Genomic DNA, 13,314 nt, shown 5'->3' on the forward strand with positions numbered 1-13,314 from the left:
CGCACCTATTCGGGCGCGCCTTGTTCAATCCACGTGAAGAGCAAATCGATGTCCTCATCCGGGAGGGGCGGGAAGCCCAGGGGCATGCCCGTCACGGACGGATGGGCGTGCCCGTCCAGCTCCGCGTGGCGGGCGACCAGGCTGGCCACCAGCCGGGGCGTGCCATCCTCCATCCGGTCCGGGAGCCCGCGAAACCGGCCGTCCCGTTTGATGCCACGGAGGATGCCTGCTCGCGTGGCCAGGTCGAGCGAGACGCCGTCATAACCAAAGCCACCGGTGTTGCCCGGGCCCTGGTCTCCGCCCCTCCTGCTGTCGGAGTGACAGTGGTAGCAGAGGTGGCGCGTGAGCTTTCGCGCGACTTCTGGATAGCGCACCTCGCGCTCGAGCAGGCGCGGCTTGTACGGGGGCCCTGGCCCGGCCGCCACCTCCGCCGCGGGCTCGCGCAGGAAGGCCGCCAGGTCCTCGACCTCCCGCGGGGTGAACGGGAAGGTGGGCATCTCCGTGTCGGGGAGGATGCTGTGGGGCGCGCGCAGCCAGCGCCGCAGCTGCGCGAGTGACATGCGGCTGCGCACATACCGCAGGTCCGGGGCTCGCCTCCGGGCCGAGGGGGCGCGGAACTCCGGCGCTCCGTAGCGCAGGGCCGCGAGCGGGGCGTCACCCAGGTAGTGACAGCTCGCGCACGCGTTCTTTTCGTAGAGCGCCCGGCCCGCCGCCGCGTCACCGCGTGGGGGCTCTTCGGACTCCTCCTCGGTCACCGCGAGGAAGTCGGCGATGCGCTCGGCGTCCTTCGGGTCAATCTTCATTCGGGGCATGGTGGCGCCGTAGAGCGGCCTCACCATGTGCGGCGCCTGGAGCCAGGCGATGAGCCAGCTCCGCTTGACTCGCTGGCCCAACGAGCGGAGGTCTGGGGTCCTCATCAGGTGCGTGAGGTGTTCCTTCCACCGCTGGACTTCTGCCTCCTTGTACCAGGGGTCCAGCCGCCCGGCGGTGATGGCCTGGTGGCAGGTCACGCAGTTCTCGCTCAGCGGCGCCGACGCCGGTTCAATGCCAGGCACCACGTGGCACCGATTGCATTGGAAATGCTCCACCGCGTCTCGTGGCGTCTCGGGCGCTCGCTTCGTGGGCGCCAGGACCTTCGTGGGAAGGCGCAGGGCCAGCACGTCGGCGTCGCGGACCAGCACGAAGCCTCCTCCGGCCGTGGCCACCAGGATTGCGACGCCAGCCAGGTAGCTCAGCGGAAGGGAGCGCAGGTCCACGGTGGGAGGCACCTGGCTGGGTCAGTAGGCGTGTGAGGGGAATATCTGCACGGACCTCTCGCAGAGGTTGGGGAGGACGAACACATCGCGGGCAATCCCCATCCCCGTCGCCAGCAGGAGCGATGAGAGCACCAGACTCACGAGGGCGCCTCGTTTCCTGTCACGGAACAGTCGTCTTCCGGGGCCTTGGAAGAACGCGGACTGCAGGACGAAGAGCACGACGGGACTGGCCACCAGCGCCAACAACATGGGGCGGCTCACCCTGCACAGGTGGAAGTCCTGCGCCTCGAAGTTGAGGAACGGTCCGCCGGCCAGAATCGCGGCGAGCAACACGATGAACGCGGCTCCGACGAGGAGGAAGAAGGCCCGCCGGAACATGGACGGCCTGGGCTGTGGCTCCGTGGAGGGCCGCAGGTCATGGGTGAGGATGACGCGGTTCAGGAACACCGCGCCAAAGGACCAGAGGCCCATGTCGACCCAGAAGGACTGGGAGAAGTCCCTGATGGTGGAGTCCATCGCGTTGATGCAGGCGAGCATCCGGCGAGCGTAGCAGGGGCGCACCAGGAGTACGAGGAGGGCCGTTTCAGCGCCCGAGCCTTGCCCACACTTCGCGCCCAGGTCGGACCGCCGTGGCGCGAGGCGGGCGTCATTCGCGGAGGGCACGCCTCACATGCGCTCGCCAGGCAATTGGCTGGCCTGCTTCACCCAGGCGGTGAACTGGGCCTCGTCGAGCGGTTCGTCCTCGCGGATATCGAGGTAGCGCGTGTCCTGGCTCTTGGACGCACCGGGTGGGATGGGGCGCAGCGACGTGCCACGGAAGAAGGCCACCTTGATGTACTTCGCGAAGCAGTGGATGCCCAGGAACCAGCCCTGGCCCTCGACTCCGTACATGGGCGAGTTCCATTTGACGGCCTTGCTCACGCCCGGGAGGGTGCGCTCGATGAGCGCGTCGAGGCGGTGCCCGACGTCGCGCTTCCAGCCCGGCATGGCCTCGATGTAGGCCCGGACGGGGGCGTCGCCGGAGCCCTTCGCAATTTGCGGATTGCCGCCAGAGAGGAGGGTTGGCTTGGCGGACGCGGCGGGGCGTTTGCGCCTGGCGGGCTTCTTTCCGCCAGAAGTATTGAGCGCGACGGCCGCGCGGATGAGCGCCTTGAACGCCTTCGCGTCAAGCTTCTCACCTTCGTGAAGGTCAATGGCGCGCCTGACATTCCCATCAAGGCTGGAGTTGAAGAGCCCGGCGGGGTCTTCCAAGGACGCGCCCTTGAAGAAGGTCAGCTTCACGGCCGCCTTGTAGGCCTCTCCCGTGCAGATGCCCCCGTCGTGGGCCCACACCGGGGTGCCCCGCCACTTCCACTCCTCCACGACCTCAGGGTCGGCCTCCTGGATGAGGGCACGCACCCGGGCGAGTGTGTCGCCGCGCCAGTCACCCAGTTCGGCAATCCGCTCGCTGATGCGTTGCGAGGCCGACTCGCCAATTGTCTTGGTTTGACTCTTCATCTTCCTTCCTTCCGGTGGGCGCCCAGGACGGCAACAGTCCGCGAACGGTGCAGTAGGGTCGTTCGCATCCACCCCTGGCTACCAGGAGCGGGGCCAGGATGCCGGCCGTATGTGGCCAACGCAACCCATGACGGCGGTGTCGGCGCGGGAGCCCGCGGGTCGGCGAGGGAGCGGCGATAGCGCACCCACCTCGCCGACTCGCACCGCGCCCGGGCGTTAGCTGGACTTGCGGATGCAGATCTTCTTCAGGGTCGCCGCGTAGGTGTTCTCCAGCGCCTTGTCGCTCTTCTTGTCGCCGACCTGGACGGTGTATTTCAGCTCGTACTCCGCCTTCATCATGTTGAAGCGGACACTGCCCGTGTACGTTTTTCCCTTCGGGTCCGAGGCGGACTCGCCCGTGTGCATGTCCACGCTACGCGCCCAGGCCCACTTGCCCGCATCGCAGCCGGGATGTCGGGAGAGGCTCTTGTTGGTCTCTCCATAGGGCGAGTAGTCCACGTAGCAGCTCCCGTTCCGGGGGCGGAAGTGGATGCGGCAGTCGACCGTGATGCCGTGGCCCGTATTCAGGGCGTCGTTGTTGCGGATGGCGACGCAGTCCGTCGCGGCGTGTTCGCTCTCGGCCTTGATCTTCATGTACTTCTTCTGAAGGCTCGCCTGTCCCTTGGCGGGCAGGTCCTCGCAATCCGAGGCGAAGGCCGGGCTGACGGCGAGGCACATGACCGCGGTGGCCACCAAGACGGGTTTCATGATTTCGCGCTCCCCTTGGGTCGATTCCCCATGTGTTCACAGCGCCCCCATGGGCGACCGTGTCGACCTGCCCCCACCATCGCGTTGAGATGTTGAGGGAGTGTGGAGCTGCTTTCGCCCGCGGAGGTGCACCTCTCCAATTGACCCTCACCGCCACCACTGATAGGAGGTCATGGTATTGAGAATGAGTATCAATATCGACATTGTCCCCGTGCTCGCGCTCCTGGCCATGCTGTCGAATGGCGTCGCGCGAGCGCAGGATGCGAGCGAGCCCCCGGCGCGGACGAGCTCTGCTTCCCCCTCCAGTGGGGTCGTCCCTCCGGTGCTGCTGGCCCAGCCAGAGGCGGTTTATCCGCCCGACGCCCTCGCCGCGGGGCTGGAAGGCGCGGTGAAGCTCCTCCTGACGCTTGATGCGGAGGGACGCGTCACACGCGCGGAGGTGGTCGAGGGACTTGGGCACGGGCTCGACGAGGCGGCCGTGCGCGCGCTCGAGGACGCGCGCTTCTCCCCGGCGATGCAGGACGGCAGCCCCGTGTCCTGCCAGTTCGAGTTCATCCACCACTTCGTCCTCGCGCGTCCTCCCGAGGTCGCGCCGGCGGGCGCCGAGGAGGTCGCCCAGGCCTCGTCCGACACGCCCGCGGCGGAGCCGGCCGCGCAGCCCTCCGAGGAGCCAGCGCCTCCCGCGTCCCCTGGCTTCACCTCGGTCGTGCGCGCCAGGTCGACCGAAGCCCGCACCCTGGTGCGCGGCTCAGAGGCGGTGGACGTCGTCGAATTGGAGAAGGCCCATGAGCGCGCCGAGGACCTCGCGGAGGTGCTGACGCGGGCCTCCGCCGTGCAGGTCCAGCGGACGGGGGGAATGGGGAGCCGGACCCAGCTCTCACTCGGGGGCCTCTCCGGCGACCAGGTGCGAGTCCTCCTCGACGGCGTCCCCATCGAGTATTCGCCCTATGTCTACGGGCTCGGGAGTGTACCGGTCTCCCTCATCCGGCAGCTCGAGGTCTTCAACGGCGTGGTCCCGGTGCGGCTCGCGACGGACGCGCTGGGAGGTGCCATCCACCTGCGCTCCGGACTCGCGTCTCCCGAAACCGGCGCGTCCCTTTCGCTCCAGGGCGGGTCCTTCGGGAGCTACCGCGGTACCGGCAGGCTGACGTGGCGAGCCAACGAGCACGTCTTCATGCGGGCCGCGGGGTTCCACGACCGCGCGCAGAACGACTACGTCGTCACCGTCCCTGTCGATGACCCGGAGACGGGGCGCGTCTCACCGCGCGCCCTGCGCCGCAACCACGACGCCTATCGGGGCACCGGAGGCGATATCGAGGTGGGCTTCGAGGCGCTGCCGGGAGTCGACCGGCTCGTCCTCAATGGCTACCTCGGCCGCTACGACAAGGAGGTCCCACACGACCAGTACATGATCCAGCCGTATGGCGCGGCCACCTCCGCACAGGAGAGCTGGGGCCTCGGGCTGCGCTACGAGGTGTCGCCACACGAGCGGCTGAAGGTGCTCGCCATCGCCGGGTACAACCAGCGTGTGGGCGAGTTCCTCGACGCCTCCGACTGTTTATACGACTGGTACGGAGCCTGTCGTGCGACGCGGGCGAGAGCCGGGGAGATTGGCTCGACGCCGCTGGAGAATACCCAGACGCGCCAGACGTTGTTCGGGCGCGTGCGGCTCCTCGGGACGCTGCTTGACGCGGAGGACCTCGAGGTCTCGCTCGGCGTCGATGACAGCGACCGAAGCGGCGAGAACGCCTACCTCACCCGTCTGCAGCAGGAGGACCCCCTCCGGGTGCCGCTCGCGCTCACGTCGTCCTTCGGAGGTCTCTCCCATCGCCAGTTGCTCTGGGGCGGCCGGCTGGAGAACACCGTGTTCGTAAAGGGCTACCTGCAGCGCTTCGCCTCGGGGACGAGGCAGGAGGCCGCGGAGCGCCGGTGGGCCGGAGGCTTCGGTGACACCTTGCGCTTCAGTCTGACGCGTGGGCTGCTCTTCAAGGCGTCCTATGAACGGACCACGCGGATGCCAAGGGTGGACGAGCTCTTCGGCGATGGGGGACTGCTCGTGGAGAACTCGGCGCTCGTCCCCGAGTCGAGTCACAACGCCAACCTGGGCGTGGAGCTCCTCCCCCTCGTCACGTCCGTTGGCCGCTTCGGTGCCAACGCGGTCGCGGGCGTCCGAGACGTCGAGAACCTCATCCAGCTCTTCCCCGGCGACGCCACGCAGGCCTACGAGAACGTGGACCACGCCCGCTCCTTCTCGGCGCATGCAGGACTGGACTGGGCTTCACCCGGCGACTGGGTGGGGCTCACCGGCACCGTCACCTGGCTCAACTTCCGCAACCTCGCGCAGGACGGCCAGTTCGCCCGCTTTCGCGGGGACCGCATGCCCAACATTCCCTGGCTCCAGGCCTCCGCGACCGCACGGTTCCAGAAGCGTCAGCTCTTGAGCTCCGTGGACGCCCTCGGCCTGGAGTGGACGACCCGCTTCGTCGAGTCGTTCTACCGCTCCTGGGAGAGCGCCGGGCGGGGGGGCGACAAGGCGCGGGTGCCCACCCAGGTGCTGCACTTCGCCGCGCTCACCTACCGCTCCCAGTTCGGCGGACGCGCCTACTCCTTCTCCTTCAATCTCCAGAATCTCACCGACGCTCCCGCCTTCGACATCGTCGGTGTCCAGAAGCCGGGCCGCGCGTTCACCGCGCGCGCCACGGTTGACCTCTAGGCGCGCGATGTGGCGCTTCGAGTCCCTCGCAGGACCCCTCCGCTCAAAGGAAGCCCGATGAAGCTGAAAACCGCACTCCTGACCCTCGCCGTGTTCGCCACCGCCTGCTCGGATTCGGAGGACCCGAAGCCTCCGGACGCCGGAACGACCGATTCCCTCTACGTCGCCATCACCCAGGTCGCCATCGCCGGTGGAAACACCCAGAGCTACCTGGTGACGTTGGAGGACATCGAGGAGGAGCAGACCGTCGGGATTGGCGACGCGGTCGAGCTTCCCGCGGATTCGTACATCGCCGCTGGCCTTCCGGGCACCGGCAAGTTCATCGTCAGCAGCTCGCGGGTGCCGACGGTGACTCCGTACACCCTCAACGCGGACGGCTCGCTCGTGGCCGGTGATGCGCTTTCGTTCACCAGCCAGGGCGTCGCCGCGGTCAATGGCTATCAGTCCCAGCACTACTTCGTCAGCGAGACGAAGGCCTATTACTTCGACCACGTGAACTACAAGCTGGTCATCTGGAATCCCCAGGACCTCTCCATCATCACGTCCAAGGACCTGACGTCCCAGCTCAAGGACGGCGACTTCACGTTCCGCTATTCGCAGAGCCTGGCCGTCACCGCTGGCGACGACGTCATCCTGGCTGGCGGCTGGCACGCCGCGGACGTGAGGACGGTTCCGGCGAAGACGGCGCTGGTCATCGTGGACACGCAGACGGACGAGGTGACCGTCAAGGTCGACAACCGCTGCGGCTGGGCGCGCGACGGCGTCAAGCACACGGATGGGAAGATTTATTACGCCACCGAGCCCCTGGGCAGCGGCGCGCACTTCGTGTCGCCCGGGACCACCGGCGCGCCCTGCATGGTCCGCTTCGACCCCGCGACCGGCGAGTTCGATGACTGGTTCACCACGCTGGATGCCTTCGTCACCCCCGGGACGGAGGGAGACATCGCCGGCATGCTGCTGCCTGGCGCGCCCGGCAAGGGCTACCTGCGGGTGATGAACAAGGCCGCCGCGCAGGCCGCCTGGGACGCGGCGGTGGCCGCCGAGCGGCCGTTCAACGGGCAGAGCGCCGCCGTGGGCGCCTGGTGGAGCCTGTGGGAGGTCACCCTCGGCGACGCGCCGACCGCGACGCCCGTCGTCCGGGACGACCTCGTGCCCACCAACGGCCGTAGCATCCCGCAGAACCCCGGTGAGCTCCTGGTGCTGCCGGAGTTCATCAATGACAACGCCCAGACGCGCTTCCGCCTGATGAGCCCTGAGTCGGGCCTTGGGGACGCGAAGACGGTCGTCGAGGGCCAGGTGCGCGGACTCCTCCGGATCCGCTAGCCGTCCGCCTTCCGGCCGGAGCCCCCGCCGCGCATGAGCGGGGGCTCCGCTTCCTCTGTCATCACCGGGTGTTCCGCCATGAGTCTCTTCCTGATGCGCCTCCCCATGCTCCTCGCGGCGGGTCTGCTGACCGCCAGTTGTTCCGCGGGGCCGGTGCCACGCGCCGCGCCGGTGGCCCGGGTGGATGGGACTCCGGTGACGCTCCCGGACACCTTCCAGTTTGAGCTCGACTCGACCCACACGGGACGGACCCACCGGGTGTACGTGGCGGTTCCCGAGGGCGCAGCGCCCGCCGCCGGCCATCCGGTCATCTACCTCCTGGATGGCGGTGCACACTTTCCCACCCTGGAGCGTCTCACGCGCGTCCTCCCCAGGCTCGCGCGGGGCTTCGGCGTCGCGGCGGTACCGCCGGTCATCGTCGGGCTGACCTACGCGGGAGCCCCGGCCCACCACGACCAGGCACGCGGCGAGGACTACACGCCGCCCGCTCCGAATCTCTCGGACACGGGGGACCGGTTTTCGAAGAAGCAGGGCGGGGCGGATCGCTTCCTGGACTTCCTGAAGAAGGAACTCGAGCCGGCACTTGCATCGAGATTGTCCATCGACGGCTCGCGCACCGCGCTGATGGGCCACTCCTACGGAGGGCTCCTGGTGCTGCATGCGCTCTTCACGAGGCCCACGTCCTTTGACACCTTCATCGCGGGGAGCCCGTCCATCTGGTGGAACGACCGCTACGTGCTCACCGAGAAGAAGGCCTTCCTGGAGCAGTACACGAGGACGCCGGTGAAGGCGCGCGTGCTGCTCACGGTAGGGGGGATCGAGCAGAAGCCGCGCAAGAGCGCGGGCGCGCGGGGCATGTTCGCCGCTGAGCGGCGGATGGTCGACAATACCCGCGAGCTCGCCGCGGAGCTCGCGGCAATGGGCGGCGGCGATTTCGAGGTCCAGTACCTGGAGTTTCCCGGCGACGACCACTACAGCGCCTGGCTCCCCATGCTGAACCGGGGGCTGCTCTTCTTCTCCGCGCCCGCGCTGCTTCCGGGCGCCGACTGAGCCGCTCGCGGGCCCCGGCCCCTTTGTCGGGCACGGAGCCTGGTCCGGTTGGAGCGCCGCGCGCCTCAGGCCTTGCTCCGAAGCCCGTTTCCCTCCCAAGGCAGGGCGAGCTCGGTCAGCCAGGAGGTGCCATCCGTCGTGCCCACGCGCAGGTACGTCTCGCGCAGGGGGATGGTTGGGGTGCGCTCCTTCGCATGGAGGTGGGCGAAGAGGCGGGCCCAGGAAGGGCCCACCGAATCGGGGACCCCGGAGTGGACGAGCACGACTGCCTGTACCTCGGGCAATTCCTCGACGGAGACGCCTTCTGGGTTGGCCCCCGGTGCCAGGGGAACACACCAGGACAGGTCCGCGTCGTGCTCGCGGTACTCCGCCTCGTGCAGGAGGCAGAAGGGCGCACCGGCCACGTGGGGGCCGCACGCGGCGAACAGCCGTGGGAAGACCTCCGACGCGTCGGAGTACCGCCCCCGTGCGCGATGCACTGCGACGCGGACCGGAGGGAGCCAGCGCTCGAGGAGTGGCGGTGGTGCTCGCAGGTACGCCTCCGCCTGGGCCTGGTGCCGCAGCAGCGTGTCCAGCGCGAGCACGGAGCGTTGCGCGCTGGCGGCCTCCTCGGCGAGCCGGGCCCGCACGCGCGCCAGTTGCTCAGCGAGCGAGTCGCCCCGGCCCAGCTCCGCGAGCACACCCTGAATCTCCTCCAGGGACAGTTGCAGGTCGCGCAGCGCGCGCAGCGTGTGGGCCAGGGAGATGTCGCGCTCGGTGTAGTAGCGGTAGCCGGAGGAGGGGTCCACGCGCGAGGGCTCGAGCAGTCCCTTCTCCTGGTAGAAGCGCAGTGCCTTCACGGTCAGACCGGTGATGCGGGACGTCTCTCCAATGGAATACAGCAGGCCGCTCATCGCTCCTCCTCCAAGAGGAAGGCGCTCACCGTGGCCGCGAAGGCCTCGGGCTGTTCCTCGAAGGGGAAGTGCCCGCTGCCCGCCAGCGACACCAGCCGCGCGTGGGGGAGCGCTTCTACCACGTGCTCAGTGGCCGAGCGCGGCTGGAGGTCCTGGGCGCCATGGATGACGAGCGTGCGCGCGCGCACCCGGCGCAGCCAGTCGCTCCAGTCATGATGCCGGCCCAGGCTCAGGTAGAGCCCCAGCGAGAGAAAGCCTCCGGCGGCACCGGAGCCGGGAAGCTTCGCGTCAGGGCGCTCGCGCCGCATGGCCTGGCTGTACAGCGGTCCGAAGGCGGCGAAGTGCTCGGCGAGCCGGGCCTCGTCGTCCTTCAGGCGGGCTGGGAAGTCGAAGGTGTGCTTCATCCACGCCGCCAGCTCGCGCTGGCCTGCCTCGTTCAGCCGGGCCCGCACCTGGGTGAAGAGGTCGCCGTCGCCCGCGGGCATCGTCACCAACGGCGCGGGTGCCACCAGCACGAGGGCCTCTACCCGCTCTGGCCACTCCGCGGCGTACAGCGCGGCCACCAGGGCTCCGAAGGAGTGCCCCACCAGCGTGAGGCGCTCCTTTCCGAGCAGGCGCCGGATTCGGTCGAGGTCCGCGAGCTGCGCGGCGAGTCCCAGCCGGGCCTCCACCGCCTGCATGGCCTGCCACGTGCCGCCGGGGGGCGCGTGGGTGAGGGGACGCGAAGAGGCGCCGCAGCCTCGCTGGTCATAGAAGTGCCAGCGCAGGGAGTCGCCTGCCATGGCCGCCGCGCGCCAGGGCGTCGCCGGGGGGAGGCCAGGGCCGCCATGCACAACGACGACGTCTCGTCCGTCGCCCACGGCCACGTGGTGGAGCCGCACGTCCGGTGACACCTGCCAGGATGAGGCGTCCGTGGGTTGTTCCGAGGGGACCTCCAACGTTTCGCCCCGCGCGGCCAGCACCTGCTCCACGGTGCCTGGCTGGAAGAGCGCTCGCCCCATCCACCACCAGATTCCCGCTGCCGCTCCCACCAGCACGATGAGTGTTCCAATGACTACCGCCACGACCTTCCTCCGAGACGTGTTTTCAGGTGACATGCGCGGAGGGTGGCGGTCTCCCCTTGGGGGAGAGTCAAGCGGAAGAGGCCCACGCCAGCATGAATGCAACGCCCGCCGTCCTCGGGGAGGGGAAAGCGCACCCTATCGGCCAAGTATGGCACGGGGGGCCTGAAGGCGTGCTGGGCTTCAATGCTTGCTGGGGCTGGCAGAAGCGTGTGCGTGGATGCCTCTGCAATGCCATGCGGCTCGTCGTGCGCAGGGCTCACGGGCAGTCAGCCTGCGTACAGCGTTCTGCATCTGCTTCCTGTGATGTTCTTACGGCCGTGCTCAGTGTATGGCTCGCTACAGGAGGAAGACATGCCATTGCACACGCGCTCCGAAGCGGACCATGCCTTTCGTACCGCGTTCGAAGCCTGCGTCGTCGCGCCCGCGGCCTTCAACCACGAGGCGCATGTGCGCCTGGCCTATGTGTACCTGTCGGAGCACGGCACCGAGGAGGCGATCTCGAGGATGCGCAATGCGCTCCAGCGGTTCCTCGCGCACCACGGAATCCCCGCGGCAAAGTTCCACGAGACGCTCACCCGGGCATGGGTCCTCGCGGTCGGGTACTTCATGGGCAAGGCTCCCAGTGCGTCGTCCGCGGACTTCATCAAGAAGAATCCCGAGCTGCTCGACAGCGAAATCATGCTGACCCACTACTCGGCGCAGGTCCTGTTCTCGGCCGACGCCCGGGCGTCCTACGTTGAGCCCGACCTGGAGCCGATACCGGGCGGGGCGGTCCGGGCAGGGGAGGCCTGAGCAGTCGCCCGGCCCATTCGACGGCCGAGAAGAGGACCCAGCTCACTCCGCTGGGTAGAGGGCCGAGCGCAGTACAGTGAGATTCTCGGGGAGGCACTTGGTGGGCCTTGCGGCACGTACCCGGCGCAGCCAGTCGTGAGACCGGCCCCGGACGACGTCCACTTCGGCTTCCCGGTCAGGCAGGTAGGACGGCGACTGCTTCGACTTCGAAGAGCATCCCGTCCAGCGCCAGCCGAGGGACGGGAATCAGCGTACAGGTCGGCTTCATGCCGCCGTTCCAGGCCGCGTCCAGCTCGGGGCCGATGATTCGGAGCTTCTCCTCCGTGTGGTCCACCACGAGCATCGTGAGCTTGGCGACATCTCCGACGCCGGCCCCCACGGACTCAAGGGCCGTGCGGATGTTCTGAAGCGCCTGTCGCACCTGGAGTCGGAAGTCGGGCTCAAGCGCCCCGGTCTCACGCTCCCCACCTTGCCCCGCCAGGTAGATGAGCCGGGTGCCCGGGGCCACCTGCGCCACGTGTGAGAAGCCGTAGGGTGCCGGGTCGAACAGTCCCTTGGGGTTCGTCAGGACCAGCGGCGGCGTCTTCGAGGGTTCAGCGGTCTGTCCCATGATTCACCTGTCTTGATTCTGAAGGCTGCGTATCCGAGTCCGGCCCCGGATATGCGAGCGTGCTGCTGTCGGTTCAACTCAATCAGGACGAGGTATGTCCGGGGCCTGTGACACGCTTGTTGGTGTGCCTGCCCCGAATTCCTTCGCTGCTCGAGGAGCGCGTCGCATGACCCCAGGAGTCTCCATCGTCGCCGATGACACCCTCAGCTGGGGACTGGAGACCCTTGGTCCAGGACTGCTGCTGCGCGTGCCCTCCACGGGCCGCTGGGCGCGGAGGCCCTCGGTGCATCTGGAAGCCGCTCCGGACTATCGGATCCGGTTGCGCGGCGGGGGACAGACGCTGCTCTGGACCCGCATCGATTCCTACTGGGACCGCGCGGTCTTCGTTCGGGGAGCGGCCGCCGCTCCCCAGGTCCTGCCGCCGCTGTCCGCACCCGGGGTCCGGGCCGTGGAGGACTCACCCGGCTCCGAGGCCTGGTGGGAGGCGTGGAATTGGCGGGTGGCGCGTGCGCTCGTGGAGGCGCCCCTGCCAGTGCTCCACGCCGGCCACTGGTGTCTGCGCCCCGTGCGCGCCATCGCGGCGGAGAAGGCGGAGCGGCACCCGGTCTCCCCCATGGAGTGGGGCTTCGGTCAGCCTCCGCTGCCACCGCACTCGCTGGCCACCATGGCGCGGTTCCTGTTCGCGTGGAAGGAGGACTGGTGGGAGTCGCTGCCGGAACAGCGGCCGGGCGCCGTGCTCGGGCTGCGCGCGCTCTCCGCTCCCGAGGATGGGCGCGTGAAGAGCTGGCGAAAGCGCGCGAGGGACGGGACATTGCCGCCCGTGCTGCTGCTCTTCGTGGCCATCCCGGCGAAGTGGGTGGTGCTGGATGGCCATGACCGGCTGCACGCCGCGCTGCTCGAAGGCGTGCAGCCTCCGCTGATGGGCTTGTGGCCGTTCATAGACCGGCCTCGTCCCGGGAATGCCGTCCGCGAGGAGGGCGCCCTGTTCAGCGCGGAGTTCCAACTGCGCGCCGGAGCGACGCCGGAGATTGTCGACCGCGTCAACCGCATGCTGCTGCTCAACTTCACCTCAGAACCGAGGGGAACCGTCTCACGCGCCTGGCCGCTCCCGGGCGGACTGGAGGCGTGGCGCGAGGAGGTCTCCACCCGGCGCCGCAGGGGCCAGCTCCCGCTCCTGGACGACTCTGACTGGGGCTGGCTCGCGTAATACCCAGACGCACGATGCGCGGGGCGCTGCCTCGCAGGCGGCCCTCCGCCGGTTCTCTCTCAGGGGGGGGGGCGAACACATTCAGCGTAAAAATATACCGCAGCGACCTGGGGCGATGTGTGTTCAGTGAAGCCTGACGCATTCACCGGAGGGCTGGTCCCA

At 68.7% G+C, this 13,314-nt stretch carries 12 protein-coding genes and 1 pseudogene; 5 read left to right on the forward strand and 8 right to left on the reverse strand.

The features are described 5' to 3' along the window. Positions 1-5: 5 nt before the first annotated feature. The 5 genes and pseudogenes from KGD87_RS35210 to KGD87_RS35230 form a co-directional block, all read right to left on the reverse strand. The gene (locus KGD87_RS35210; RefSeq protein WP_284665292.1) at positions 6-1,256 is read right to left on the reverse strand and encodes a c-type cytochrome; all 1,251 of its coding nucleotides are present in this window, start codon (positions 1,254-1,256) and stop codon (positions 6-8) included. Positions 1,257-1,277: 21 nt separating this feature from the next. Further along, positions 1,278-1,772, reverse strand: a complete 495-nt coding sequence (locus KGD87_RS35215) for a hypothetical protein (RefSeq protein WP_284665293.1) — start codon at positions 1,770-1,772, stop codon at positions 1,278-1,280. A gap of 150 nt (positions 1,773-1,922) precedes the next feature. Then, complete coding sequence (locus KGD87_RS35220; RefSeq protein WP_240358078.1) at positions 1,923-2,243, reverse strand: DUF1801 domain-containing protein; 321 nt, start codon at positions 2,241-2,243, stop codon at positions 1,923-1,925. 90 nt (positions 2,244-2,333) lie between these two features. Next, a pseudogene (locus tag KGD87_RS35225) lies at positions 2,334-2,753 on the reverse strand (DUF1801 domain-containing protein); the annotation flags it as partial. A gap of 216 nt (positions 2,754-2,969) precedes the next feature. Continuing rightward, a complete protein-coding gene (locus KGD87_RS35230; protein WP_284665294.1) occupies positions 2,970-3,500 on the reverse strand; it encodes a hypothetical protein in 531 nt (176 codons plus the stop codon). A gap of 184 nt (positions 3,501-3,684) precedes the next feature. On the opposite strand from KGD87_RS35230, the gene mxcH reads away from it, so the two are divergent. From mxcH to KGD87_RS35245, 3 genes are all read left to right on the forward strand, one after another. Continuing rightward, the gene (mxcH, locus tag KGD87_RS35235) at positions 3,685-6,213 is read left to right on the forward strand and encodes a TonB-dependent siderophore myxochelin receptor MxcH (protein ID WP_284665295.1); all 2,529 of its coding nucleotides are present in this window, start codon (positions 3,685-3,687) and stop codon (positions 6,211-6,213) included. A gap of 57 nt (positions 6,214-6,270) precedes the next feature. Beyond that, the gene (locus KGD87_RS35240) at positions 6,271-7,536 is read left to right on the forward strand and encodes a DUF4374 domain-containing protein (protein ID WP_284665296.1); all 1,266 of its coding nucleotides are present in this window, start codon (positions 6,271-6,273) and stop codon (positions 7,534-7,536) included. A 78-nt stretch (positions 7,537-7,614) separates the two neighbouring features. Next, complete coding sequence (locus tag KGD87_RS35245) at positions 7,615-8,586, forward strand: alpha/beta hydrolase (protein ID WP_284665297.1); 972 nt, start codon at positions 7,615-7,617, stop codon at positions 8,584-8,586. Positions 8,587-8,651: 65 nt separating this feature from the next. Here KGD87_RS35245 and KGD87_RS35250 read toward each other — a convergent pair whose 3' ends face one another. After that, complete coding sequence (locus KGD87_RS35250) at positions 8,652-9,479, reverse strand: MerR family transcriptional regulator (RefSeq protein WP_284665298.1); 828 nt, start codon at positions 9,477-9,479, stop codon at positions 8,652-8,654. Beyond that, on the reverse strand, positions 9,476-10,543 hold the full coding sequence (locus tag KGD87_RS35255; RefSeq protein WP_284665299.1) for an alpha/beta fold hydrolase: 1,068 nt from the start codon (positions 10,541-10,543) through the stop codon (positions 9,476-9,478). Before KGD87_RS35255 ends, KGD87_RS35250 begins: the two co-directional genes overlap by 4 nt. Positions 10,544-10,894: 351 nt before the next feature. Between KGD87_RS35255 and KGD87_RS35260 the strand changes: the two genes are divergently transcribed. Beyond that, positions 10,895-11,335: a hypothetical protein gene (locus KGD87_RS35260; protein WP_284665300.1), complete on the forward strand. Its 441-nt coding sequence runs from the start codon at positions 10,895-10,897 to the stop codon at positions 11,333-11,335. Between the two features lie 175 nt (positions 11,336-11,510). Here KGD87_RS35260 and KGD87_RS35265 read toward each other — a convergent pair whose 3' ends face one another. Then, positions 11,511-11,945 (reverse strand): RidA family protein, encoded by a 435-nt coding sequence (locus tag KGD87_RS35265; RefSeq protein ID WP_284665301.1) that lies wholly within the window; start codon positions 11,943-11,945, stop codon positions 11,511-11,513. Positions 11,946-12,111: 166 nt separating this feature from the next. Here KGD87_RS35265 and KGD87_RS35270 point away from each other — a divergent pair, with 166 nt between their 5' ends. Beyond that, positions 12,112-13,152, forward strand: coding sequence for a hypothetical protein (locus tag KGD87_RS35270; protein WP_284665302.1), 1,041 nt, complete (start codon positions 12,112-12,114; stop codon positions 13,150-13,152). Positions 13,153-13,314: the final 162 nt, after the last annotated feature.

This window comes from Myxococcus sp. SDU36, from assembly GCF_030168875.1.
Taxonomy (GTDB): Bacteria; Myxococcota; Myxococcia; order Myxococcales; family Myxococcaceae; genus Myxococcus; species Myxococcus vastator.